Raw genomic sequence first — 25,938 nt, forward strand, 5'->3', positions numbered from 1 at the left:
CCCTTATAAGAAATCGACAAAACTATTTCTAAATTTGATATGCAGCGCCGAACCAATCATAAAGACGATGAGGGTTACAGCCCAGAAATAAATCGTGTAATGTAAATGTTCAACAAGATACCATCCCATATTTCCAAGCAATGCAGAGCGGTACCCTTCAACAATGTAGTAGTACGGATTTAACTTTAAAATCAATTCAATCGGGCCATGCAATCTTGCAGATGGATCCCAAAGAACAGGCAAAATATAAATCATCATCCGCATAATCGCCTGCACAATGTTTTGCACGTCCCGTACAATCGTTGCCAGCGTAGATGTAATCAAAGATAAAGAAAATGTAAATACAAACGTGCAAACCAAATAATATGGCAGCTCAAGGTAATAGACGGAAACCGGATAACCTTGAAATTGAAGGATAATGATCACAATCGCAAGCAGCAGCAAGTGCTGATAAAATTTTGACATAATGACATAACTCGGAATGGCGCTTAATGGAAAATTCATTTTTGCAACCATTCGGATCCGGGAATAAATGGAACGGGATCCTTGCAAAACAGCCGGGCTGATAAAAAACCAAATAGACGACCCTGCAAACAGCCATGGAATATAACCCGGCCGCGGATGCCCGCCTCTTAAACCAAAACCGAAAACAAACCAGTAAATCGCAAGCTGGATCATCGGATTTATGACTTCCCAAAGGATGCCCAAATAATTATTCCTGTTTTCACTCCTTACCTCATATAAGGAAAGGCGGATAATTAAATAAAAACTGTTGAATTGCTCTTTTAAGACAGTAATGGCAGATTTCATAACTCTTTCCTTTCTGCAAATACCCTTTCAACAACGCGCCGTGCTGATTCTCCACATTCTAAATAACAGAATTTCTGATAAAAAGCATCAAATGAATCCGGCAGTTTATATCCCGCGGCATCCATCTTCTTCACTTCATCAATCACCTGTGCGGTCGTTGTAACAAGCGGGCCCGGTGCCTCTTTTTCAAAATCAAAATAAAAACCGCGCAAATGGTCTCGGTATTCTTCAATATCGTATACGAAGAAAAGCATCGGCCGTTTTAAAATGGCATAATCAAAAAATACGGATGAATAATCCGTGATCAGCAAATCAGAAATTAAATAAAGCTGCGCGATATCTTCATAATTGGAAAAATCATAGGCAAAACCTTGATAAGGTGCTAAATCCAATTGTTCCGCAACCAAATAATGCATCCGTAAAATTAAGATATAATCATGGCTCAGATGATGCTGCAACTGATCTAAATCAAGTTTTAATTCAAACCGGTACTTCCCGGTTTCATGAATTTGGTTATCCCGCCAGGTAGGGGCATAAAGAATCACTTTCTTATCAGCCGGAAGCCCCAGTTTGCTTTTTAATGACTTAATAGATGCACGGTTGTTTTGGGCGGCTAAAATATCATTACGCGGATACCCGGTTTCAAGTATCGCCTGGCGGAATTGAAAAGCGCTCCGGAAAATGGCTGTTGAATAGGCATTGGGCGAAATTAAGAAATCCCACTTCCCCGCCTCTTTCAAAAAATCTTTTTTATACTGTTCAGCCGTAGTTCCCGGAATATGCACTTCTTCCATATCATTTGCAAGTTTTTTCAAAGGCGTCCCGTGCCATGTTTGAAGATACACGGTATGTTTCGGCTTCGGAATCCATAAAGGCATCCGGCTGTTGGTCACCCAGTAACGGGCCCTAGCCATCATATATACCCAGTAAGGAGATAGCCTTTTAATATAGCGGACGTCTTTATTTTGGAAGTTATGTAAGAAGTTTTTGTGCACGCTCCAGTAACAAGTATAGCCCGGGTAATGCGCTTTGATATATTCATATATCGCCCGCGGATTATCGCTGTACTGCTTGCCCTGAAAGCTCTCAAACATAATCACGTTCTTTTTGGCGGGCAATTTCCCGATCAAAAGCATAGCCAAAAAATAAATTTGCTGTGCTATGCTTTTCAAGATTTTTTTCATACAAATGCATCCTCACATCAAGACACGATTAAAAGCACTTAAACGGCTAAAACACAGTAAAATTAAACAGATTTCCCATTGATGCGGTTTTTTCTTGCAATACCGGAATCTGTCCCGGAATTCCATTTTCCTGCAAACTCACCCATACATTCTTCCCTTTTTCTCGTCCTGTTCACGCAAATACTGTACCAGATCGCGGCTGGAGTGGCCGGCAGAGTATGTATTCCAGGTTCTTGAAAACGCGTCGACACTCCCTGCATCAAAAGAACCTTTTTTAATCAAATCAATAATTTCTGCCGTCGTACTCGCAATCGGACCGGGGACAAGCCGGTCATACGGTTCCCACAGCCCCCGTGTGGCCTGATAGCTTTCCAGATCATACGGATAAAAGATCATCGGGCGGCCTAATAGGGAAAACTCAAAAGGAACAGAAGAATAATCCGTGATCAAGTAATCCGTGACCAGCAATAATTCGTTGATATTCATATCATGCGGGCAGTCCACTACAAAATCAGGATACTGCAGCAGCCCTGCCCCTTTGTTTACAGCCGGATGAAATTTCACGGCAAAAATATACTCATCCTTCAATGCATCATAAAGCCGGCCCCAATCAAGCGGCACTTCAAAATGATCCGGGTGCTGGTCCCTGAAAGTCGGAGCATACAAGATCACTTTTTTCTTTTGAAAGGCAGGATACCGTTTGTACAGCTCCCTCTTAATGTCCCGGATCCTGTTTTGGTCAAAAAAAAGATCGGTCCGTGGTATGCCTGTGCAAAGAAAATTTTCAGGAGGAAGCCCGAAAGCCCTCATAAAAATATGCTTCATTTTTTCAGACCCCACCACTACCCGGTCAAAATGGGCATACACTTTTTTAAACCGCTTCAATGCACGCTTGCCCCTCGTGCGGATCGTTTTGTCTTCAAGGCCAAACGTTTTAACAGCCCCTGCTGCATGCCAGAGCTGGATGCACTCCACCCCTTTTTTAAACCGGGCGGCAGCCAGGAAACCATAATAATTATCAACAATCACAAATTTCGATGTCGCAATGTTGTATATGCTGCGGATAAAATGCTGCAAATTTTTCATTTCAAACAGAAATACCTTCTCTTGCCGGACGGTTTCCGCAACACGGCGATAGCAGGAAGAAGTACAAACGAACACTACCTGAAAAGGATCGGGATGCTTTTTCAATTCCTCATACACATATAAACTGTTCTGCTCAAATGAAACGACAAATGTGATTTTCCTTTTCAAAGGAAAAATTTTACACAATGTAAACAGCACACGAAAAAGCAATAAGTATAAGGAAATGAACAGTTCCCTAACCATTTTTCACAGAGAAGAGGTCCTTCTTAATTTTTGACGTAGAGATGCCGACCGTTCGCGGCAGGTAAACCACTTCGCAATAATCCTTCAGAAAATCAAATTTGCCTTTCCAGTCATCGCCCATCACGAAAACATCGACATTGTATTTTTTGATATCGTCTATTTTTTGTTCCCACGAATGTTCCGGTATGACCTGGTCAACGTAACGGATCGCTTCCAAAATTAATTTCCGGTTTTCATAGCTGTGGTACGATTTTTTATTTTTGATTTCGTTAAATTCATCCGATGAAAGGCCGACGATTAAATAGTCGCCTAATGCTCTTGCGCGTTTCAGTAAATTGATATGCCCCCAATGGAGAAGGTCAAATGTTCCGTATGTGATTACTTTTTTCATACAGTTCTCTCCCTGCTAAATGTAATAGGCAACATTCCTGCACAATGCGACACTTTTCATTATTTTTCCCTAATCTTTACTCATTATATGTCTATTTCAAGCAGAATTCAAATACTTCTTCAAGAAGCGGGCGCCGGGTTTTCCCCTATGTAAGAGGGTCCCTCCCACAAGCGGGGAGGAACGCCATACAGTGAGCACGCCACGTAATAGAAAAAATGGCCAAAAGACACCGTACATCCCGCATTCAGTTATTCATCCGGCAGGGCAGGAGGTAGAGAAACGCGGGCGTCCGGGACTTTAGGCGCGAACACAGCCAGAGTCGCACTTATGAAAAAACAAAAAGCATGCCTCAGCGCGCCAGGTTTTCTATTTCTTTTTCCATTCTTTCCCGGTCGCGTTCCAACACCGGTTTCAAATATTTTCCGGTGTAGGAGGTTGGGTGTTCCGCAACTTTTTCCGGCGTACCGGTAGCAACTACGGTTCCGCCGCCATCTCCGCCTTCCGGTCCGAGGTCAATGATATAGTCGGCGGTTTTGATGACATCGAGGTTATGCTCGATCACAAGCACCGTATCGCCGTTTTCCACCAGCCGCTGCAGCACATCAAGCAGTTTGGCAATATCATGGACGTGAAGGCCGGTTGTCGGTTCATCCAAAATATAGAAAGAACGGCCGGTCGAACGCCGATGCAGTTCAGATGCGAGTTTCACGCGCTGCGCTTCGCCGCCGGACAGAGTTGTTGCCGGCTGACCGAGCTTGACGTAACCAAGGCCGACATCCGCGATGGTCTGCAGTTTCCGCCTGATTTTCGGAATGTTTTCGAAAAAGGAAATCGCATCTTCCACCGTCATATCGAGTACATCAGCAATATTTTTGCCTTTGTATTGAACTTCGAGCGTTTCGCGGTTGTACCGTTTGCCGTGGCATACTTCACACGGTACGTACACATCCGGCAAAAAGTGCATTTCAATTTTGATAATCCCGTCGCCGTGGCAGGCTTCACACCGGCCGCCCTTGACGTTAAAGCTGAACCGCCCTTTTTTATAGCCGCGGATTTTTGCTTCGTTCGTGGAAGCAAACACGTCGCGGATATCATCGAACACGCCGGTATAGGTCGCCGGGTTGGACCGCGGCGTCCTGCCGATCGGGGACTGGTCGATGTCAATGACTTTGTCGAGATGTTCAATACCCTTGATTTCTTTGTAAGCGCCCGGTTTTGCTTTTGCACGCTGCAATTTTTGGGCAAGCGCCTTATGCAAAATTTCATTGACAAGCGTGCTCTTTCCGGAGCCGGAGACGCCGGTTACAGCAATAAACAGGCCGAGCGGGAATTTTACATTGATGTTTTTTAAATTATTTTCTTTCGCGCCCCTGATTTCAACAAAACGGCCGTCCCCTTTCCGCCGTTCAGGCGGGAGCGGGATAAATTTCTTTCCGGATAAATACTGGCCGGTGAGTGAATCCGGATTTTTCATCACCTCGCGCGGCGTGCCGGCAGCAACAACCTTTCCGCCATGGACGCCTGCTCCCGGGCCGATGTCAATCAAGTAGTCTGCGGCAAGCATGGTATCTTCGTCGTGTTCGACAACAATAAGCGTATTGCCGATATCAGCCATTTGCCTGAGCGTTGCAATCAGGCGGTCATTGTCGCGCTGATGGAGGCCGATCGACGGTTCATCAAGAATGTATAAAACGCCTGTAAGCCTCGATCCGATCTGCGTCGCAAGCCGGATGCGCTGGGCTTCGCCGCCGGAGAGCGTGCCGGCAGAACGGCTCAGCGTCAAATAATCGAGGCCGACATTGACGAGAAAACCGAGCCGGGATTCGATTTCGCGCAGGATCAGCCGGGCGATCGCCTGCTCTTTTTCCGTCAATTCGAGATGGGCAAAAAAGGAGCGGGCTTCCGCGATCGAGTAATCCGTCACTTCACTGATATGTTTCCCGCCCACTTTCACAGCAAGGCTTTCCGGTTTCAGACGGTAACCTTTGCATTTCGGGCATGGCTGCTGAGCCATATATTTTTCCATCTGCTCGCGCGTAAAATCGGAACTGGTTTCGCGGTAACGGCGTTCGATATTGTTCAGTACGCCTTCAAATTGAATCATATTGTCGCGCACCTGGCCGAAATCATTTTCATAATGGAAATAAATCCGTTCATTGCCGGATCCGTATAAAATGATCTCCATCTGATGCTTTGGCAAATCTTTTACAGGCGTGTCCATGTCAATGCCAAAATGCTCGCACACCGCTTTTAAGAGCTGCGGATAATATTGTGAGCTGATCGGTTCCCACGGGGCGATCGCGCCTTCATTGAGCGTAAGTGAGGCGTCCGGAATGACAAGGCTTGGATCCACTTCAAGCTTTGCCCCGAGCCCGTCACATTCCGGGCAGGCGCCGAACGGGCTGTTGAACGAAAACATGCGCGGTTCCAGTTTGTCGATCGAAAAGCCGCAAATCGGGCAGGCAAGGTGCTCGCTAAACAGCAGTTCCTCTTCCCCGATCACATCAATTACCACGCGCCCGTCCGCCAATTTCAGCGCTGTTTCAAGCGAATCGGCCAGGCGGGGCTCAATTCCGTCTTTTACGACAATACGGTCAACAACGATATCAATGGAATGTTTTTTGTTTTTGTCCAGCTCAATTTCTTCGCCGAGGTCAAGCATTTCCCCGTCAATGCGGACACGGACGAAACCCTGTTTCTTAATATCATCCAGCAGTTTCACATGCCGGCCTTTTTTCCCCGATACCACCGGGGCAAGCACCTGGAGCCGTGTCCGTTCCGGGTATGCCATGATCCGGTCCACCATTTGTTCGACCGTCTGCGAAGCAATTTCAATGCCATGGTTCGGGCAGATCGGGTGGCCGACGCGGGCATACAGAAGCCGCAAATAATCATAAATTTCTGTTACCGTCCCGACGGTGGAACGCGGATTGCGGCTCGTTGTCTTCTGGTCGATGGAGATTGCCGGGGAAAGGCCTTCAATCGCATCCACATCCGGCTTGTCCATCTGCCCTAAAAATTGCCGGGCATAGGCGGACAGCGATTCAACATAGCGCCGCTGCCCTTCCGCATAAATCGTATCAAATGCGAGCGAAGATTTTCCGGACCCGGACAATCCCGTCAGCACAACAAGCTGGTCCCGCGGCAAGGTTACATCAATATTTTTTAAATTATGGACGCGGGCCCCTTTTACTTCAATTTTATCTAATACCATTGTGGTCGTCACCTGCTTTCAGTTCTAAAAGGGCATCACGGTACCGGGCGGCCTGCTCGAAGTCAAGCGCTTTTGCCGCTTCTTTCATCTTTTCTTCCAGTTCTGCAATCATCCGTATGCGTTCTTCTTTCGTCAGCGGCTTTTTCGTTTCTTCCGCTTCATACGGCGTTGCATCTTCCGCCGCATAGGTCGCGTGGATCGTATCGCGGATATCTTTTTGGATCGTTTTCGGCGTGATGCCATGTTTTTTGTTATAGGCTTCCTGGACGGTACGGCGCCGTTTCGTTTCGCTGATCGCTTTTTCCATCGAATCCGTGATTCTGTCGGCGTACATGATCACTTTGCCGTTTGCATTCCGGGCGGCGCGGCCGATCGTCTGAATCAGTGACCGTTCGGAACGCAGGAAGCCTTCCTTATCGGCATCGAGAATGGCAACAAGCGACACTTCCGGGATGTCCAGCCCTTCCCGGAGCAGGTTGATGCCGACAATACAATCATATTTGCCAAGACGGAGGTCGCGGATAATTTCAATCCGTTCGAGCGTTTTTACTTCGGAGTGGAGATACTGGACTTTAATGCCCACTTCTTTCAAGTAGTCCGTTAAATCTTCCGCCATTTTTTTCGTCAGTGTCGTGACAAGCACGCGCTCATTTTTTTCAATCCTGTCCTGAATTTCCCCGAGTAGGTCGTCGATTTGCCCTTCGATCGGCCGCACCTCAATTTCCGGATCCAAAAGGCCTGTCGGGCGGATAATTTGTTCCACCATTTTCGGCGTATGCTCAAGTTCATACGGCCCCGGTGTAGCGGATACGCAAATCATTTGCGAAATATGTTTTTCAAATTCCTCAAACCGGAGCGGCCGGTTGTCAAGCGCAGACGGCAGCCGGAACCCGTGGTCGACGAGCACCTGCTTGCGCGCCTGGTCCCCATTAAACATTCCCCTGATTTGCGGGAGCGTAACATGGGATTCGTCAATGACGAGCAGAAAATCTTTCGGGAAATAGTCCAGAAGCGTATACGGCGTCGAACCGGGCGGGCGCAGCGCCAAATGGCGGGAATAGTTTTCAATCCCGGAACAAAAGCCCATTTCCCGCATCATTTCCAGATCATAGCGCGTTCGCTGTTCGAGCCGTTGCGCTTCGAGCAGTTTACCGTTATCGCGGAGCTCTTTCAGCCGTTCTTCAAGTTCCGCTTCAATATTCCGGATCGCAATCTGCAGTTTCTCATTGCGCGTAACGAAGTGGGAAGCCGGGAAAATCGCCACATGGTCGCGGTCACCGATAATCTCGCCGGTCAGCGCGTCGACTTCGCGGATCCGGTCAATTTCGTCACCGAAAAACTCGACACGAATGCAGTGTTCATCGCGCGAAGCCGGGAAAATTTCGACGACATCGCCGCGCACACGGAACGTCCCGCGCTGGAAGTCAATATCATTGCGGGCATACTGGATATCGACAAGCCGCCGCAATAACTGGTTCCGCTCGATTTCCATCCCGGTCCGGAGCGAGACGACAAGCTCGCGGTATTCTTCCGGCGAACCTAAGCCGTAAATACAGGAGACGCTCGCAATAATAATGACATCATTGCGCTCAAACAGGGCAGACGTTGCCGAGTGCCGCAGTTTGTCAATTTCATCATTAATGCTTGCATCTTTTTCAATATACGTATCGGTTTGCGGCACGTACGCTTCAGGCTGGTAATAATCGTAATAACTGACGAAATACTCTACTGCATTGTTCGGGAAAAACTCCTTAAACTCGCTGTACAATTGCCCGGCCAGCGTTTTGTTGTGGGCAATGACAAGCGTCGGCTTATTCACTTCTTTAATCACATTCGAAACCGTAAACGTTTTTCCCGTTCCGGTCGCCCCGAGCAGTGTCTGAATCTTTTTGCCTGCACGGATGCCGTCCACAAGCTGGCGGATCGCTTCCGGCTGGTCCCCCTCCGGCTTGTATTTCGAAACAAGTTCAAAAGCATGCTGTTCCATCCATGAGCCTCCTTAACCGGCATCATCTATTTCAACCTTAAAAGGCGTTCTTCGTCTTTCAGTCTTTTTATTTTAACATAAATCCTGCCCTGTCTCCAACAAAAAGCGAACAAGTTTTCTATCTTTTTCATAAGAAAGAACGGTAAGGATTTTCCCTACCGCTTTTAGGAACGGATGGCCGTTATTTCACCGGGATTTCCAGAGCGTACCATTCTTCTTCAAGACGTGCATTTTGCCCTTCCCATATTTTCTTCGCATCCTCAATTCCCTTATTATAGTAGTGTGCCGCAAGCTTTTCCTGAAAAAAGTCAAAATACGCCTGTGCGGCAATCACGCCGATTTCTTCACCTGTCTGTTCCCAGACAAATTGCTGTATTTCCCGCAGAACCCGCTGCTTTTCTGCAGGGTTCATTTTGAATCCGGTCATGGGCGCCTCCGTCTTCATTTTTTCATTCCTTTTTTCATCTTTGCCTTCCGTATCATTGTATTAGCAAAATAAAACCCGATTGTCAATGAAGCTGCATCCACGATATATACCGGCCACGTGCGCGTATAGCCTTTATAAACGGAAGCGACAATGAGCGCAACCGTAAGGATCAGCCCAATCACCTGGTTAAACGTCACCCGCGAAAAAAAGATGACAAGAAAGCATGGAAAAACAGCGGCTACCACCAATTGAACGATCATCCTCACCCCACTCCAAGCCCTTTCTTCTGCTATCCCTATTTTTTAACATTCCGCCTGAAAATACAAGAAAAATCATTGAAAATGAATTATCTTTTGAATTCATTTTCAATGATTTCATCTGTAATGCCGCGCAACTGGCTCCGTTCGATAAATCGTTCTGCGAGCAGATCAGGCAAAATGGACGTTAAAAAGTATTGGACAGATGCAAGCCCCGAAAACCGCAAAATGGTCCGCAGCGATTCCTCGTAAATTTCCAGAAACAGCGGCTCCGGATTGCCTTTTTGAATTTCCCCAAAAGATTCATACAAAAGATCGACTTTGTCGGAAACGGATAATATTTTTCCTTCCAGCGTATCGTCCTTGCCTTCTTTGAACAAATCAAAATAAATTTCCCGGTATTCTTCCGGAAATACGCCGTTGATAAAGTTTTTCGTCATTTCTTCCTCGACCTGTTTGAACAACTCATGCAGCTCTTTTGAAGAATATTTGACCGGCGTTTTGATGTCGCCTGTAAACAGTTCCGGATAATCATGATTCAGCGCCTTTTGGTAGAGCGCGCGCCAGTCCACTTTATTGCCGGCTTTCTCTTCCACATGGCCGAAAAACTGGGCGATTTTTGCCACTTTAAAAGAATGGGCTGCCACCGAGTGTTCTTGGAATTTAAACTTGCCCGGGCAGCGGTAAATTTTTTCCAGGTCAGACAAACTTTTAAAATATTGGTGAACCCCCATCCTGCTTCCCTCCTTGCTGTCCGATTTTCTTTTCTCTATAGGATCGGGACTGGTTCTTTGATATTTCCACTATTCTAGAAAAAAATAAACCCAGCGTCAAGCAACTGGATTTAAAATCTACATGGTAAGGAAAAATGCCCCTGTAATGACGAGCAGAATCCCGAACCATTTTCTCTTGTTCATTTTTTCCGACAAAAAAAAGGAAGAGAGGATCAAGGTCCAAATATATGTAATGGAGGTTAATGGATATACAATCGTATACGGCATCATTTTCAGCAACTGAATATTCAGCAATGCCCCTAATACATAGAAAACACCGCCAATGCCAAGATTCAAAATGAAAAATCCGCTCAGCTTCAATCCTCTGGAAGTGCATTTTTTGAAAAAGAAGCCCCCCAATGACCCTAACAGCGTCATGCATAGAAGAAGTACAAGTTTAATCAGCATCCCCGCCCCCTATCAGCGCTGCCCCTGCAAAAATGATGCAAGTGCCGATGATTTTTAAAGGCGTCATATGTTCTCCCAAAAAAATGCTCCCCAGGAAAAGGGAAAAAATATACCCCATACTTAAAAGCGGGTGAAGGACAGAAAGATCCCCGAAACGAAACGCAACTATCATCAGCAATGCGCCGCAAAAATAGAGAAAGAAGCCGGTCACAAAGTATGCATCCAAAAAATGCCCGGACATTTTCCACAGCATCTGTCCGACAGAGGTGGAAAATGCCGCAAGCATAATCAGCAAAATGCCCGTTTTATTTTTACGGATCGATTGAAAAATAGAATTACCCATGGCTATCACGCTTTCTGCTTGTTAATGTTGCAAGGAAGAAAAACGGCACCGCCAGTAAAAAGTTTGGAAAAAAGTAGCGGATGTCCTGGGCCGGAATCGCCGCGAACATGGAACCGAGATTTAAAAACATCGGAACAGCCGCGAGCACAAACCGCCAGTTTCCTTTTAAAATGGCAGTAAACAAAAACAAAAGGATGAGATACAAATAGAACGCCGGCATCATAAGCACACGGAGCATCCCTTGTGAAAATGTCTGATTGATTTGCGTAATGCGCGACGAAAGTTTTGTATTCGCCAGATCTGATCCATAATCTTTATAATAGAACCATTTATAATGAACATGATATTTTTGCACATTCTTTTGGGTCATAAAATAAACGGGACGGTACTTCTCAAAATCCTTGTTCCGGAAAATCGGGCGGCGCAACTCTTCGCCGGAAATATACAGTTTCCACGAAAGCTTTTCCTGATCGTAAAAAGCTTCCAAAGCAAGTTTTGGATTTTGCCGGCATAGCGCGAACCACGTACTGAAAAAGGCTTTTTTATGGGATTTAATATACGCACGGTCAAAGTGCGGCGTAAACTTTATCCGATCAACGTCTGTCGGCTGATAATATTTTCTCCAATCCGGAATCGGCATCACCTGATTGATCACGGCTCTTTGGGCAGGCGTTATATGCCCGTTTTCCTTCACAATTCGTCCAATCTGCTGGTAAAGAATGGAATACGATTCCGTTTCATCAGCCGGAAGCACTTTGTAATGCTTGTAAACCGGGCCTGTCACAATTAGGAACGTAATGACCGCAAGCGCGAAAACGCCATACATATACAAATACCGTTTTCGCAGGAAAAAAAGAAAAATAACAATCGTTGCAAGCAGCACCGGCCAGCCGTTATGCCGGTAAAAAATGACACCGCAAACGGATAAGTACAAAAACAACAAATGGGAGAACGACCGCAGCCATTTGCCGTTCGAATCAATGATCTGAATCAGCATAACCGTAAACGCCAGCAGAAAATAACTGAACAACGTATCTTTCCAAATCACGACAGAATAAAGCGGGATAAGCGGCAAAAAGCAGAAAAACGCATACCCCAGCCATAAAACCGGCTTTTTGATCCTTAATTTTTCAAATACATAAAAGACGTATCCGGTAATCAGCGCTGTCAAGATGAACTGGAAAATCACATATGATGCCGGCGTATCCCATATGTGGGCCGTAAACTTAATGAGCCATGTCATCACAGCAGGATGCCAGTCATTGTAAAAAGTGGAGTGCGCCTGCTGCCACTGATTGACAGAATCAGCCATTAAAATGCCCGGATAAAAAGCCCAGAAGTACAGAAGGGAGATCAATAAAGGCAGGATTGAAAAATAAAGAATATGCCTCCTGGGAACATCCCCTTCTGCCCGGCTCTCTGTTAAAGAATACAGTATTTTGACCGCCAGCAGCATGGCAAATAGCAAAAACACAATCGTTGCAAGATAAATAAGGCAGTTTATCAAAAAGGGCTGGTGCGCCAGATGCTGCTGCGGCCCTTTTAAGGCAAATGTGACAATGACCGAGAGCACAAGGGAAAAAAGAAAAGAACCCCATTTTAAAGGGCGCTTCATCCGGCCAATATTCCAAAAAATGGCACCGTATGCCAGAAAGCTACCGGCCAGCGCGAAAAAAACCGGATACCAGCCGGGCACGCTTTTAAAAGAATAAGAAAAAAGCAGAAAACCGGGCCCTACCAAGATGCCGATCACTAAACTAAGTACCGCCTGCATGGTCTTTTGATGCGCAAACATTACCTGCTCCATTCCTTTTCTCTTTTTAATTCTTCGTAGACGGTGTGAAGCTCCATTTCATATTGCTTACGGGAGTGGCTGACAACCGTATCCAGAATGAGCGCACTGGCAAAAGAAAGCATGGCCATCAGGACAAGACCGACTGCCAGGATCGCTGACGGTACTTTTGTAATGTAATGGGTGTGGAAAAATTCCACAATAACCGGCACGCCCGCTACGAGCCCGAGAATAAGCAAAATGACTGCCCAAAATGTGAAAAATAGCATCGGTTTGTAATCTTTAAAAAGGGTAAAAATCGTTTTGATTACCTTCAGGCCGTCAGAAAAAGTGTTGAGTTTTGACTCGCTCCCTTCCGGACGATCGCGGTAGTCAATGGGAATTTCTTTGATTTTAAATCCTTTATCGAGCGAATGGATGCTCATCTCCGTTTCAATTTCAAAACCTTTGCTTACCACAGGAAAAGAACGTACAAACAAGCGGTTAAATGCACGGTATCCCGTCATAATATCCTGGATATTGCTTTTGTAAAGCTTGTTGATTAAACTTCTTACCAAATTGTTTCCCAGGTTATGAAAAGCCCGTTTATTTTCTTTTTCGTAAGTGCCGTTTGACAGCCTGTCCCCAATGGTCATATCGGCTTCGCCTGTTTTTAAAGGCTCTAACAATTGATGTACAAATTCAGTAGGATACGTATCATCCCCGTCTACCATTACATAGTAATCTGCATCAATTTCAAAGAACATGGCTCTTACGACATTGCCTTTTCCCTGGCGCGGTTCTTTTTTTACAATGGCCCCGTTTTCCCGGGCAATTTCATATGTACGATCCGTTGAATTATTATCATAAACATATATGTCCGCGTCAGGCAACTCTCTCTTAAAGTCCCGGATCACCTTTGCAATCGTCAGTTCTTCGTTATAACAAGGAACCAAGACGGCTGTTTTCATTGTTGCTCCTCCAAATCATTACTGATTTTATCATTCGCCATACAGTACTGAACTATTATAGCACGAGGAGAAATTTTAGTGAAAGAGTGTTTCAGGATTTTTCCGGATTTGCCGGGACCTTTTTTCCGTTTTGTTGCCATGGTTCCGCTCACCGGGTACACGAAAAGAACACGCTTCGTGAACGTGCTTTTTTTTGTGCATTTCAGGCTCAAGAAAACAGAAATGTCAGCTGCACGGTTGCCCTCTCAGCTGAACTTGAATGGAAAATGTGCTTTCCTTCACCTGTCAAGCGATGGAAAGGATTAGCCGAACCGTCCTGAAATATAGTCTTCTGTCTGCTTCGATGCAGGATTTGTAAACATTTTGGTTGTTTCAGCGAATTCCACCACCCTGCCATTCAAAAAGAAAGCGGTATGTCCGGACACGCGCATCGCCTGCTGCATATTATGGGTGACGATAATGATCGTGTATTGTGCTTTCAATTCGAGGATCAACTCCTCAATTTTTGCGGCCGATACCGGATCAAGTGCCGATGCCGGTTCGTCCATTAAAATAATGCCCGGTTCAACCGCGAGCACCCTTGCAAGCACAAGCCTTTGCTGCTGCCCGCCGGAAAGCCCCGTGGCAGAGGTGTGAAGGCGGTCTTTCACTTCATCCCACAGCGCAGCCTGCATCAAACATTTTTCTACGATTTCATCCAGCACATGCCGGTTTTTAACACCGTGGATGCGCGGACCGTACGCGACATTATCGTAAATGGACATCGGAAACGGATTCGGGCGCTGGAAGACCATGCCGACATTTTTTCTTAATTGGACAACATCCGTTTTTGGCGCATAAATATGTTCGTCTCCAATCGTAATATGGCCTTCCATTCGGAAACCGGGGATGTTGTCATTCATTCGGTTCAACGTCCGCAAAAACGTGGATTTTCCGCATCCGGACGGGCCGATCAGTGCTGTCACATGCTTTTTTGGAAATGCCAGATTGATATCGTAAAGGGCTTGAAAGTTTTTATAAAACACATTCACACGCTCAGCCCGGATAGCCGTTTGGTTATCTGCCCGTTTTTCCAATACTGCTGCCATTTTGCATTTCTCCTTTTCCACCGGGATTTAACCGAAAAAGCCGGATAAGTAGTCCCTTGTTTGTTGGTTTTCCGGTTTCGTAAACATTTTCGTCGTGTCCCCCGCTTCGATCAGTGCACCCATGTAAAAGAAGGCGGTTTTGTCGGAAATGCGGGCGGCCTGCTGCAAATTGTGCGTGACAATGGCAACGGTATAATCTTTTTTCAGTTCGAGCATCAGTTCCTCAATTTTACCGGTTGAGACCGGATCGAGCGCCGATGCCGGTTCATCAAGAAGCAGGACATCTGGGTTCATGGCGAGCGCCCTTGCGATACAGAGCCGCTGCTGTTGGCCGCCTGATAGGGCAAGCGCGGACGTATGCAGGCGGTCCTTCACTTCATCCCATAATGCTGCTTTTTTTAAGCTTTCTTCGACAATTTCTTCCAGCCATGCTTTTTTCTTCACGCCATGGTGCTTTGGGCCGAACGCGACATTTTCAAAAACCGATTTTGCGAACGGATTCGGGCGCTGGAACACCATGCCGATATGCTTCCGGATTTCAAAAACGTCCGCGCCGGGCCGGGTGATGTCGGCTCCTTTATAAAAAATCCCGCCGGACATCCTGCAGCCTGCAATTTCATCATTCATGCGGTTCAGGCTCCGCAAAAAGGTGGATTTTCCGCATCCGGACGGGCCGATTAATGCCGTCACCTGATGTTCGGGAAACGCGAGGCTAACATTTTGGATCGCTGCTTTTTCCCCGTAAAAAACACTTAAATTTTTGGTTTCGATGATAATGTTCTGTGCTTCCGGCATCTGCCCAGGGATTTCAACCGCGGGTAGCACTATTTTTTCATTCCGTGCCAGCATCGATACTGCCATGGGTCATTCCTCCTTTTATTGTGAAATGATTCAGGTGGATCTGTTTTTTGTCTTGGCTAAAAGGAAACGTGTGCAAGCCTAGCGTTTGATACGGATGGCCGTTACCAGTTTTTGGACCGGTACATGCCCAACCTCTTATGGCGAACTCAACCGATTGTCGAGCTGTTTGCTTCTCATTCTCGCTAAGTAAAAACGAGCTATGATGCCAAACAGACGTAGCGTTGTTAGTTTTTGAACATCCCCACTTATCCGGTTGCGAAGCTGTTGCTTTTAATCCTGCCATGCACCGATTTGAAAGCAGGCACGGCACGTTTCCAAATGGATACGGTGCCTTCATTGCGAAGTCATCCGGTTGTGGAGCCATTTGCCGATAAACCTTGCTGAAAAATTAAAGATAAGCACAAACAGGATCAGCACTGCGGACGCGCCGCTTGATACGGACGCGGCATCCGGCATGAGGCCTTCCCCGTTGATTTTCCAAATGTGCACAGCCAATGTTTCAGCCGGGCGGAGCGGGTTCAGCGGAGAGTTCATGCTGAACGGGTTCCAGTTTGAAAAATCAAGATTCGGCGAGCTCATGCCTGCTGTATAAATTAGGGCTGCCGCTTCGCCGAAAACGCGCCCGGAGGCCAAAATAATCCCGGTGATGATCCCCGGCAACGCAGCCGGAAGCAGCACCGATTGAATCGTTTCCCATCTTGACACCCCAAGTGCAAGGCCTGCTTCCCGCTGCGCTGGCGAAATGGCACGGAGCGAATCTTCCACGACCCGGACCAGCAGTGGCAAATTGAAAAGCGCCAATGCAAACGCGCCGGACAAAATCGAAAATCCCCAGCCCATCGACAGGACAAAGAACAGAAAACCAAACAGCCCGACCACAATAGACGGAAGCGAAGACAACACTTCAATCGCCGTCCTGAGCAAATCCGTCAGCCGGTTTTTCCGTGCATACTCTGCCATATAAATACCTGCGCCAAGTGCGATTGGCATGCTGATCACCATTGTCAACACGAGTAAATAAAAGGAATTGAACAACTGTGGCCCGATTCCCCCGCCTTCTTTAAAGGTTTGGGGAGGGGACGAAATGAATGACCAGCTAACGTGCGGCAGCCCTTTTACAAGAATGTATCCGACGAGCCCCGCAAGAATGGCGACGATAAACATGGCAATGAAGTAAAGAACGGATGTTGCGATACGGTCCGCCATTTTTGCTTTCATGATGCATCCCTCCTGCGGCCGATAAAACGGACGATGATGATAAAGACGAGCGACATGAGCAGCAGCACGAGCGCCAACGTCCAAAGCGCGTTATTTTCCACGCTTCCCATCACGGTATTGCCCATGCCCATCGTTAAAATGCTCGTTAAAGTGGATGCCGGTTCGAACAATGAACGGGGCATCACCGTTGCGTTGCCAATCACCATCTGCACCGCGAGCGCTTCGCCGAATGCCCGGGCCATCCCGAAAATAACAGCTGTTAACAGGCCCGGCCGCGCCGTCCGCAGCACTACTTTGTAAGTCGTTTGCCAACGCGTCGCCCCAAGCGCAAGCGAGGCTTCCCGGAGCGAATCGGGCACAGCCCGGATTGCATCCACCGACAAACTCATCACAGTCGGCAAAATCATGACTGCAAGCACAATGGTTCCTGCCGCAATGCCAAAGCCGCTTCCTGATATATGTTCACGAAGAAAAGGAACGACGACGCTTAATCCAATAAATCCGTAAACAACCGACGGAATGCCGACAAGCAATTCGATGACCGGCTGCAACATTTTTTGCCCCCGTTTAGCGGAAATTTCCGTCATAAATACAGCCCCGCCGATTGAAAGCGGCGCACAGGCGATAGCGGCAAGAAATGTTACAGCAAAGGAACCGGTTATCATCGGCAAAGCGCCCGCAACCGGGTTTCCAGCAGCATCCTTTTTGCCCGGATTCCAGTCTTTTCCGGTGAAAAATTCTAGGACACTGGCGTGATGTTCAAAGAAAAGGGCAAGCCCTTTTGTTGCGACAAAAATAAAAATTGATGTGGCAACAACCGCCATCAAAGCAATGCAAATCAGTGTCATCATTTTCCCGCGCCGTTCTATTTTGATTTTCGAACGCGGCTTAGCTTTATTTTTGACAACCTGTTCTGTCCATTTGAGTGCATTTTCACTCACGTTGTTCAAATCCCCTTCCGGTTACGGTTTCTAAAAACGGGCATGGTTGCCGCTTTGATTTCCGGATGAATTTCTACTTTGCGAGCAACCTGCTTTGCCCGCTCGGCTGTTTGTGCTTTTACACGGTCTATCCTTTTCAGTTGCGGTTTTGAAAAAAGAGCATGGTTGCCGCTTGTTTGTCGAACTCATTTTGTTTTCGAACAACCTATTTTACCCGCTCGGCTGCTTGTGCTTTTACTTGGTCTATCCCTTTCAGTTGCGGTTTTGAAAAACGGGCATGGTTGCCACTTTGATTGCCGAACTCATTTCTGCCTTGCGAGCAACCTATTTTACCCGCTCGGCTGCTTGTGCTTTTACATGGTCTATCCTTTTCAGTTGCGGTTTTGAAAAACGGGCATGGTTGCCGCTTTGATTGCCGAACTCATTTCTGCTTTGCGAGCAACCCGCTCTGCCCGCTTGGCTGCTTGTGCTTTTACATGGTCTATCCTTTTCAGTTGCGGTTTTCAAAAAAGGACAAGACAAGCAGAAATGTGCCGCCGGACGTGCCCCGGATAACCGGAAACCGTATCGTTCTGGCGATCATTCTGCTGCTTGCATCAGTTCAGAGCTCCGCAAAGTTTTAAATCCACTTTATTTTGTTGTAACGTTTCCGCTTGCATCCCGTTCAACTTGCATTTCAGAAATAGGCATGTACCCGAGTTTCGGAACGAAGTTTTTTTGCACTTCATCCGAAAGCATGTAATCTATAAACTTTTTCGTTAAGCCTTTTGCCTTTCCTTTTGTGTACATATGTTCATAAGCCCAAATTTTCCATTTGTTTGTTTTGACGTTCTCTTCTGTCGGTTCAACGCCGTCCACTTTTAAAGCTTTGACTTTATTGTTCATATAAGAGAATGCGAGATAGCTGATAGCCCCCGGTGTTTCGTTGACAATTTTTTGCACAGTACCCGAAGAGTCCTGTTCCTGCGCCTTCACTGCAGTAGCGCCATCTAAAGCCTGTTTTTCAAAGACGGCCCGTGTGCCAGATCCTTCCGCACGATTGATCACAACGATTTTCAGGTCTTTTCCGCCGACTTCTTTCCAGTTTTTAATTTTTCCAGTGAAAATGCCGATCAGCTGCTGTTTTGTCAGGTTATCGACGCCGATATCCTGATTTGCAACCGGCGCAAATCCGACAACCGCAACTTTATGGTCCGTAATTTTGCTTGCGTCAATGCCGTCTTTTTCCTCGGCAAAAACGTCAGAATTCCCGATTTGGACAGCGCCTTCCGCAACTTTGCTCAATCCAGTTCCGCTGCCGCCGCCCTGTACGTTAATGGTTGCTTCAGGATGATCATTCATATATTGTGTCGCGGCTTCCTGCACAAGCGGCTGGAGTGCGGTTGAACCGACAGCCGTGATGCTTTCCTGTTTTGCGCCCTTGCCGGATACTGTCGTCTCTTTTGTGTTCCCGCACCCGGCTGCAATCACTGCGAAAATCGTGAATAAGCCAAATACCGCTGCAAACTTTTTCTTCATTTTTTTGCCCCCTGTTTTTTATTGGCTTGCTCCTTGCACTTTTAAAGATAATCGTGCGGTATTAAGCAGATATGAATGGAATGTTAAGAGTTTGTAAAGATGATAGAACCAGGTGTAAGATTTTAAAGGGTGATTGTCACATTTTAGGCAAAAACATAAAAAATAGAAGAAACCGGTTTGTTTATAATAGAAGTAACAGAGGCTGAACGGAGGTATAAAATTGAAATCGGTCGTGATCATTGGCGGGGGCATTACGGGCCTTACCGCATTGTACGAGCTTCATAAACAGATTGAAAAAACAGGGGCACAGGTATCCTTGGCCCTTGTGGAAGAAAATCCGGAAGCCGGCGGAAAGCTCCGTACCGTCCGGAAAGAGGGTTTTATTATGGAAACGGGCGCGGATTCGATCGTTGCCCGCAAAAAAGGGGTAGCCGGGTTTTTGAAAGAACTTGGGCTTGAAAACCGGATCCGCCACAATGCTACCGGCATCTCGTATCTTTACCGGGAAGATGGGTTAAAACCGATTCCGCGAGAGGCAGTGTTTGGCATTCCGGCAAGTTTGGATGCCCTTTTTGGCAGTGAACTTGTTTCAACGAAAGGGAAACTGACGGCGCTGAAAGATTTGTTTACGAAAAACCATTCTTTTACAAAAGACAGTTCAGCCGGAGAATTTTTGGAGGCTTTTTTCGGCAAAGAACTGGTGGAGAAACAAATTGCGCCGGTGCTGTCCGGCGTTTACTCCGGCAATTTGTATGAACTGACATTGGCGACAACAATGCCGTTTCTTGTCGATTATAAAAATCGGTATGGCAGCATTATGAAAGGTTTGTCCGAACATAAGCAAACTTTCTTGTCTCCTGAGAAGAAAAAATTTGTATCGTTTAAAAACGGTTTGTCCGAACTGGCTGACCGCCTTGAGGAAAAGGCAGCGGGCGCTGACATCATAAAAGGCGTGAAAGCAGTTGCGCTTGAACGGCACGAAAAAGGCTATACTGTTGTATTGTCGGACGGGCGCAGGCTTAAAGCAGATGTGGTGGTGCTTGCCGTACCGCATGCTGCAGCGAAGAAACTGCTTGCGAACCCTGCTTTGGATAAGGAATGGGATCAGTTTAAGGCCGCTTCGGTGATCACCGTTTATCTTGGTTTTGACGTGCCGGATGCAGTCTTGCCGAAAGACGGGACAGGTTTTATTGTTTCTGGCGGAAGTGGGCTCGTTTGCAATGCCTGCACATGGACAAGCCGGAAATGGCCGCACACGTCGAAAAATGGACGCCTGCTGTTGCGCTTGTTTTATAAAGACGCGGATGCCGCACTGTTTAACCGGCTGAATGCGATGGATCAGGAGGGCCTGATTGAAACGGCGCTGAAAGATGTGCGGCAGGCGCTCGGGATAAGTGCACAGCCAGTGGCAGCGGAAGTGACAAAATGGCTGGGCAAGATGCCGAAGTACGATTTGCACCACCGTCAGAGGGTAGAAGCGCTAACCAAAAAGCTATCAGCAAGCGACCCGGACGTGGTGCTCGCCGGTTGCTCTTACTACGGCGTCGGCATCGCCGATTGCATCGTGAATGGAAAAGAAACGGCGGGAAAGGTAATGGAAAAACTAAGGGAGCAGGGCAGTTTAAATGTGTAAATCATGTATTGCCGAATGGACAAAACTTGCAAAGCTTTGTTCATTCGGCATTTCTGTTGAAACCCGCAGACAAGATTGGCTGCACTGATCGGGCAAAACACGGATCGGCCATTTTTATCTTGTCTATCCTGAAAAGATGCGCCGGTTGATTTTTTATTTTTCCGCTGGTGCCTCAGTGAATGTGGTTTTGACGTCTAATTAGACAAAACTTACGGAGGTCAGGAGGGTTTGTCTAATTAGAACGCCTAACGGAACAAAGCTTGCGGGGAACGGGAGCTTTTTGTCTAGTTAGACCCGCCAATTGGACAAAGCTTGCGCCGGGCGCGGGCCTTTTGTCTAATTGGAACTCCTAACGGGACAGTTCTACCGGAGATGCAGTTCCTGCTCTTTTGTCTTACAATCCAATTATGAAAGACATTTCGAATTGCAGCTCGCCCCTTTTGTCCTTCATTCAACTTATGAAGGACATTTCAGCTTGTGGTTCGTCCCCTTTTGTCCTTCATTCCGCTTATGAAGGACATTTCAGACTGCGGTTTGCATCCTTTTGTCCTTCATTCAACTTATGAAGGACATTTCGGCTTGTGGTTTGCACCCTTTTGTCTTTCATCCCGGTTATGAAGGACGTTTCAGACTGCGGTTTGTCCCCTTTTGTCCTTCATCCCGCTTATGAAGGACATTTCAGTTTTTGTATGTTAAGGAAGCTCAAAAAAAAGACGGCCTTTCTTCACATAGAGCCCATCTACGTGAAGAAAGCGTGGAAAATTGACGGCCTTCCTTTACATAGAGCCCATCTACGTTAAGAAAGCACGGAAAAACGTAGACCTTCCTTTACATAGAGCCCGTCTATGTTAAGAAAGCGCGGAAAAACGTAGACCTTCCTTCACATAGAGCGCATCTACGTTAAGAAAGCGCGGAAAAACGAAGACCTTCCTTCACATAGAGCCCGTCTATGTTAAGAAAGCGTGGAAAAACGAAGGCCTTCCTTTACATAGAGCCCGTCTATGTTAAGGAAGCGCGAAAAATTGACGGCCTTTCTTTACATAGAGCCCATCTACGTTAAGGAAGCACGGAAAAACGAAGACCTTCCTTCACATAGAGCCCGTCTACGTGAAGAAAGCACGGAAAAACGAAGACCTTCCTTTACATAGAGCCCGTCTATGTTAAGAAAGCGCGGAAAATTGACGACCTTCCTTTACATAGAGCCCGCCTATGCTAAGGAAGTAAGCAAAAACGAGGCGCTTCCTTCACATAGAGCCCGTTTACGTTAAGAAAGCAAACAAAAACGAAGCGCTTCCTTCACATAAAACGCGTTTATTATCCGCAAAAAGCAACAGATCGGACGCTTTTAAACAGCGTCCGGCCTGGTTTGCGTCCGCGGCAGAGTGACGATAAAGGTGCTCCCTTTTCCTTCCTCGCTTTCAACCCGGATTTTACCATGGTATGATTCAACAAGATGCTTAACAATCGCAAGGCCGAGCCCCGTACCGCCGGACTGCCTTGACCGGGCTTTATCGACCCGGTAAAACCGTTCAAAGATGCGCGGCAAATCCTTTTCGGAAATACCGATGCCTGTATCGCTTACAATCAGGTCCAGCTCATTTTCCCTTTCGATCAGGCTGATTTCAATCCTGCCTTTATCCGGCGTATAAGCAATCGCGTTCGTTACCAAATTCAACAGGATTTGGCGGAGCCGGTCTTTGTCTGCTTCCATCATGACGTGCCGCTTTTGTGGCAGCACAAGTTCCAGCTGTTTCTTTTCTATTCTTTTCCGCATCGTTTGGACGGTCTCTGCGACAACATCGACCACATTGAGCTGTTCCATTTTCAACAGAATGCGATGCTGCTCGATCCTGGACAAATCGAGAATGTCGGAAATGAGCCGGTGCAGCCGGTCGGACTCGTCATAGATGATCTTTAAAAATTCCCTGAGTGTCGCTTCATCATACATGGCACCGTCTAGTAACGTTTCCGCAAACCCTTTGACAGAGGTGACAGGCGTTTTCAATTCGTGGGAGACATTTGCAACAAACTCGCTGCGGATCTGCTCAAGTCGTCTCGTTTCTGTTACGTCGTGCAGGACCGCCACAACGCCGCGCAGCTCTCCGCTCTCCCCGACATATGGCGCAATATGGGCATCGAGAATGCGCTCTTTCGGGTAATAAAGATGGACCTCGTCCCGAAACCGTTCACCCGTTTTTAATGAACGATCGATCAGCTGGCTGAGCCCGAAACTTTTTCCCGCTTCGATATGGCGCTTTCCAATCAATTCGCCGGACGACAAACCCGTCATTTCTTCCATTGCCCGGTTCACGAGCATGATCCGCCCCGATGTCTGAATAAGCATGACCCCGCTGTCCATATTTTCCAATACGGCGGTCAGCTGCTGCTCGTTTTCATCAATCTCGTTCATTTGCTGCTTTAAGTTATGGGCAAGATTATTAATGGCTTTTGTCAGCTGCCGCAATTCCCCGCTTGCATTGACACGGACACGGCTGTCATAATCTTTTTCAATCAGGCGGTTGCTAACCTCAATGCTCGCTTCAATCGGGCGCGTAAATTTCCGTGCCAGCACATAGCTGATCCAGCCGGAAATGAGGAAGGCCACCGCCATTGCAAGCCCGAGGCTGAACCACAATCCTTTTAGCACAGCATCAATCCGGTTAAGCGCAATGGAGGTCCGGATGACTGCGATAACTTTCCCATTTTCTTTTACCGGATTTGCGACATACATCATATTGTACCCGAGCGTATGGCTTGAGCGGATGGACTCACCGCTTGCTTTATGCTGCCTTATAACCTGCCTGAATTCCGGTCGGTTTGCGTGATTTTCCATCTTTGCCGGATCATCGTCCGAATCTGCGAGCACTTTCCCGTTTGTATCAATGATGGTAATACGCGGTTCGTGGTTGGAATAATAATGCCGGACTTTTCCTTGCAGTACATCCGGCTTGTCTTTGAATGTTTGCGGACGGATCGTTTTCATCAGTAGATCTGCATCCTGGGAAAGCTGCGTGCGCGCCATGTCCATATATGTATGTTGAATCATATCAGCAACGAAAAAACCGATAGCCAGCAATACGGCGGCCAAAATCGATAAAAATGCAATAAAAATGCGGATCCATAATTTATTCATTGCATAGCCCTTTCCTGCTACATCACTTCCATTTTATAGCCAAAACCCCTGACTGTTTTAATATATTGCGGCTGTTTCGTATCTTCTTCCATTTTTTCGCGAAGGTGGCTGATGTGTACGTCGACGATTCTTGTATCACCCGCAAAATCGAAATTCCAAACAGCATTAAGCAGCTGGTCGCGACTTAACACTTTTCCTGCATGGTTTGCCAAATACAAAAGCAATTCGAATTCTTTCGGGGTCAGCTCCAGTTTTTTCTCTTTAAAATAGGCTTCGAATTGTTCCGGTAAAATGCGCAGGTCGCCCACTTTTATCGCCTCAGCGGTTTCTTCTTCTGTTTTTGTTTCTGCCCGCCGCAGGATCGCTTTCACACGTGCCACCACTTCCCGCGGGCTGAACGGTTTTGTAATATAATCATCTGCCCCGAGTTCAAGGCCGAGAATTTTATCCAGTTCATCACTTTTAGCTGTCAGCATTAAAATGGGCGTATTGATTTTCCCAAGCCGCAACTGCTTGCAAACGTCCATGCCATCCATGCCTGGCAGCATCAGATCGAGGATAATGACATCAAGTTTTTCTTTCCTTGCTGTATCATATCCCTCGTTTCCGTCACTGGCAGTCAGCACTTCAAAACCGGCCTGCTCGAGATTAAATTTTAAAAGGGTCACAATGGATGGTTCATCATCCACAACCAAAACTTTTTTAGCCATCTGTTATAGCCCCGCTCCCCGACTTGTTTTTCTTCATTGTATCGTGCCTGCTTTTCCATTGTAAAGCTGGATCTCAAGCATTCCACGCGCGGCCGGAAAATATGTAAATGTTAAGCGTACATTTGGATGAGAAATACTGCCAGAACGGCAATAAGATTCGGCAATCCGAACAGGAAAAAAAGCATCGTCAGGCTGAATCTTGATTGGTGATGTTCTTTTGTTTCAGAAAAATAGTTAGCCCGTGTCTCCATGCCGCCCACAAACGCCCCCATCGTGATGCCGGAGAAAACAATCCCAATTGCTGCCGCTATCCCGCAGATCCAATAGGTTTTTGAAAAATCCCTGGTAAACAGCCCTGCAATGATGCCAGCCGCAGCAATGATCATTCCGGTTATAACAGCATATGCCTTCAATTTTTGCCCCCTCCTTTTCTTTATTGTTATATTCAGCCTCCGTCATAAAATGTCCTGCTTTTAAGACGTCTCTTGTTGCGTGTTTTTTAAATCTCCTTCCCACACGCAGAGAGTTTTGATTGAAAGATTCCTACCATTTTGTTATATTAAAAATGATCGTTAAAAGATAAAGCATGGACGCCCGGCTTCGAATATTGCGTATTGTCACCCTGCCGGCCCGGGGATGTCCGGCTGGCAAAATGGATGGATATAAACGCAACGCTAGACGGATAATGATTAACATATAGGAAAAAGGTGATCTGGAAAATGGCATTTGTAATTACCCAACCGTGCATCGGCGAAAAAGCGGCCGAATGCGTGGATGTATGCCCCGTGGATTGTATTGCCGAGGGGGAAGACCAGTACTTTATCGACCCGGATATTTGCATCGATTGCGGCGCTTGCCAGGCAGTTTGTCCGGTAGAAGCCATCTATCATGAAGAAGAACTGGAAGAAGAGGATATGGCCTTCCTGGAAAAAGCCCGCAAATTTTATTCAGAGTAAAAATAACCCCCGCAC

23 protein-coding genes and 1 pseudogene are annotated in these 25,938 nt (G+C 46.8%); 2 read left to right on the forward strand and 22 right to left on the reverse strand.

Going from position 1 to position 25,938, the window contains the following annotated elements:
- Positions 1-3: 3 nt before the first annotated feature.
- From BCOA_RS19505 to BCOA_RS19600, 19 genes and pseudogenes are all read right to left on the reverse strand, one after another.
- Positions 4-810 (reverse strand): ABC transporter permease, encoded by an 807-nt coding sequence (locus BCOA_RS19505; protein ID WP_014095834.1) that lies wholly within the window; start codon positions 808-810, stop codon positions 4-6.
- A pseudogene (locus BCOA_RS19510) lies at positions 807-1,994 on the reverse strand (CDP-glycerol glycerophosphotransferase family protein); the annotation flags it as partial. The gene BCOA_RS19505 and the pseudogene BCOA_RS19510, both read right to left, overlap by 4 nt.
- Positions 1,995-2,132: 138 nt before the next feature.
- Positions 2,133-3,323 carry a CDP-glycerol--glycerophosphate glycerophosphotransferase gene (locus tag BCOA_RS19515; protein WP_014095836.1) on the reverse strand — a complete coding sequence of 397 codons (1,191 nt, stop codon included), beginning with the start codon at positions 3,321-3,323 and terminating at the stop codon, positions 2,133-2,135.
- Complete coding sequence (gene tagD, locus BCOA_RS19520; protein ID WP_013858674.1) at positions 3,316-3,714, reverse strand: glycerol-3-phosphate cytidylyltransferase; 399 nt, start codon at positions 3,712-3,714, stop codon at positions 3,316-3,318. Before tagD ends, BCOA_RS19515 begins: the two co-directional genes overlap by 8 nt.
- A gap of 349 nt (positions 3,715-4,063) precedes the next feature.
- Entirely contained in the window at positions 4,064-6,928 is a 2,865-nt protein-coding gene (gene uvrA / locus BCOA_RS19525; RefSeq protein ID WP_014095837.1) for an excinuclease ABC subunit UvrA, read from the reverse strand.
- Positions 6,915-8,915: an excinuclease ABC subunit UvrB gene (gene uvrB, locus BCOA_RS19530; protein WP_014095838.1), complete on the reverse strand. Its 2,001-nt coding sequence runs from the start codon at positions 8,913-8,915 to the stop codon at positions 6,915-6,917. The genes uvrA and uvrB overlap by 14 nt, the downstream gene beginning before the upstream one ends.
- A 181-nt stretch (positions 8,916-9,096) precedes the next feature.
- Positions 9,097-9,342 (reverse strand): DUF2164 domain-containing protein, encoded by a 246-nt coding sequence (locus tag BCOA_RS19535; RefSeq protein ID WP_014095839.1) that lies wholly within the window; start codon positions 9,340-9,342, stop codon positions 9,097-9,099.
- Positions 9,343-9,356: 14 nt separating this feature from the next.
- On the reverse strand, positions 9,357-9,602 hold the full coding sequence (locus BCOA_RS19540; RefSeq protein ID WP_014095840.1) for a CsbA family protein: 246 nt from the start codon (positions 9,600-9,602) through the stop codon (positions 9,357-9,359).
- 86 nt (positions 9,603-9,688) lie between these two features.
- Complete coding sequence (locus tag BCOA_RS19545; RefSeq protein ID WP_014095841.1) at positions 9,689-10,333, reverse strand: HD domain-containing protein; 645 nt, start codon at positions 10,331-10,333, stop codon at positions 9,689-9,691.
- A gap of 117 nt (positions 10,334-10,450) precedes the next feature.
- Entirely contained in the window at positions 10,451-10,780 is a 330-nt protein-coding gene (locus BCOA_RS19550) for an EamA family transporter (protein WP_014095842.1), read from the reverse strand.
- Positions 10,770-11,123, reverse strand: a complete 354-nt coding sequence (locus BCOA_RS19555; protein ID WP_014095843.1) for a DMT family transporter — start codon at positions 11,121-11,123, stop codon at positions 10,770-10,772. Before BCOA_RS19555 ends, BCOA_RS19550 begins: the two co-directional genes overlap by 11 nt.
- On the reverse strand, positions 11,116-12,930 hold the full coding sequence (locus tag BCOA_RS19560; protein ID WP_041817873.1) for a DUF6020 family protein: 1,815 nt from the start codon (positions 12,928-12,930) through the stop codon (positions 11,116-11,118). Before BCOA_RS19560 ends, BCOA_RS19555 begins: the two co-directional genes overlap by 8 nt.
- A complete protein-coding gene (locus BCOA_RS19565; RefSeq protein ID WP_014095845.1) occupies positions 12,918-13,865 on the reverse strand; it encodes a glycosyltransferase family 2 protein in 948 nt (315 codons plus the stop codon). The genes BCOA_RS19560 and BCOA_RS19565 overlap by 13 nt, the downstream gene beginning before the upstream one ends.
- Positions 13,866-14,167: 302 nt before the next feature.
- Entirely contained in the window at positions 14,168-14,953 is a 786-nt protein-coding gene (gene pstB / locus BCOA_RS19575; RefSeq protein ID WP_014095847.1) for a phosphate ABC transporter ATP-binding protein PstB, read from the reverse strand.
- 27 nt (positions 14,954-14,980) lie between these two features.
- The gene (pstB, locus tag BCOA_RS19580) at positions 14,981-15,802 is read right to left on the reverse strand and encodes a phosphate ABC transporter ATP-binding protein PstB (RefSeq protein WP_235601114.1); all 822 of its coding nucleotides are present in this window, start codon (positions 15,800-15,802) and stop codon (positions 14,981-14,983) included.
- On the reverse strand, positions 15,786-16,151 hold the full coding sequence (locus BCOA_RS19585; RefSeq protein ID WP_017551686.1) for a hypothetical protein: 366 nt from the start codon (positions 16,149-16,151) through the stop codon (positions 15,786-15,788). The genes pstB (BCOA_RS19580) and BCOA_RS19585 overlap by 17 nt, the downstream gene beginning before the upstream one ends.
- Positions 16,148-17,032 (reverse strand): phosphate ABC transporter permease PstA, encoded by an 885-nt coding sequence (gene pstA / locus BCOA_RS19590; protein ID WP_014095849.1) that lies wholly within the window; start codon positions 17,030-17,032, stop codon positions 16,148-16,150. The genes BCOA_RS19585 and pstA overlap by 4 nt, the downstream gene beginning before the upstream one ends.
- The gene (gene pstC / locus BCOA_RS19595) at positions 17,029-17,883 is read right to left on the reverse strand and encodes a phosphate ABC transporter permease subunit PstC (protein WP_258435296.1); all 855 of its coding nucleotides are present in this window, start codon (positions 17,881-17,883) and stop codon (positions 17,029-17,031) included. The genes pstA and pstC overlap by 4 nt, the downstream gene beginning before the upstream one ends.
- Positions 17,884-18,603: 720 nt before the next feature.
- Positions 18,604-19,491, reverse strand: a complete 888-nt coding sequence (locus BCOA_RS19600; RefSeq protein WP_014095851.1) for a phosphate ABC transporter substrate-binding protein — start codon at positions 19,489-19,491, stop codon at positions 18,604-18,606.
- Between the two features lie 220 nt (positions 19,492-19,711).
- Here BCOA_RS19600 and hemG point away from each other — a divergent pair, with 220 nt between their 5' ends.
- The gene (gene hemG, locus BCOA_RS19605; RefSeq protein ID WP_014095852.1) at positions 19,712-21,124 is read left to right on the forward strand and encodes a protoporphyrinogen oxidase; all 1,413 of its coding nucleotides are present in this window, start codon (positions 19,712-19,714) and stop codon (positions 21,122-21,124) included.
- A 1,345-nt stretch (positions 21,125-22,469) separates the two neighbouring features.
- On the opposite strand, the gene pnpS is transcribed toward hemG, so the two are convergent.
- The 3 genes from pnpS to BCOA_RS19620 all read right to left on the reverse strand — a co-directional run bounded on the left by pnpS (position 22,470) and on the right by BCOA_RS19620 (position 25,380).
- Positions 22,470-24,257 (reverse strand): two-component system histidine kinase PnpS, encoded by a 1,788-nt coding sequence (gene pnpS, locus BCOA_RS19610; RefSeq protein WP_014095854.1) that lies wholly within the window; start codon positions 24,255-24,257, stop codon positions 22,470-22,472.
- 17 nt (positions 24,258-24,274) lie between these two features.
- The gene (locus BCOA_RS19615) at positions 24,275-24,967 is read right to left on the reverse strand and encodes a response regulator transcription factor (protein ID WP_013858648.1); all 693 of its coding nucleotides are present in this window, start codon (positions 24,965-24,967) and stop codon (positions 24,275-24,277) included.
- Positions 24,968-25,077: 110 nt separating this feature from the next.
- Positions 25,078-25,380, reverse strand: coding sequence for a DUF5316 domain-containing protein (locus BCOA_RS19620; protein WP_014095855.1), 303 nt, complete (start codon positions 25,378-25,380; stop codon positions 25,078-25,080).
- 306 nt (positions 25,381-25,686) lie between these two features.
- Between BCOA_RS19620 and BCOA_RS19625 the strand changes: the two genes are divergently transcribed.
- Entirely contained in the window at positions 25,687-25,923 is a 237-nt protein-coding gene (locus BCOA_RS19625) for an indolepyruvate ferredoxin oxidoreductase subunit alpha (RefSeq protein WP_026104642.1), read from the forward strand.
- Positions 25,924-25,938 lie beyond the last annotated feature (15 nt).

The organism is Heyndrickxia coagulans 36D1, assembly GCF_000169195.2.
Lineage (GTDB): Bacteria > Bacillota > Bacilli > Bacillales > Bacillaceae_C > Weizmannia > Weizmannia faecalis.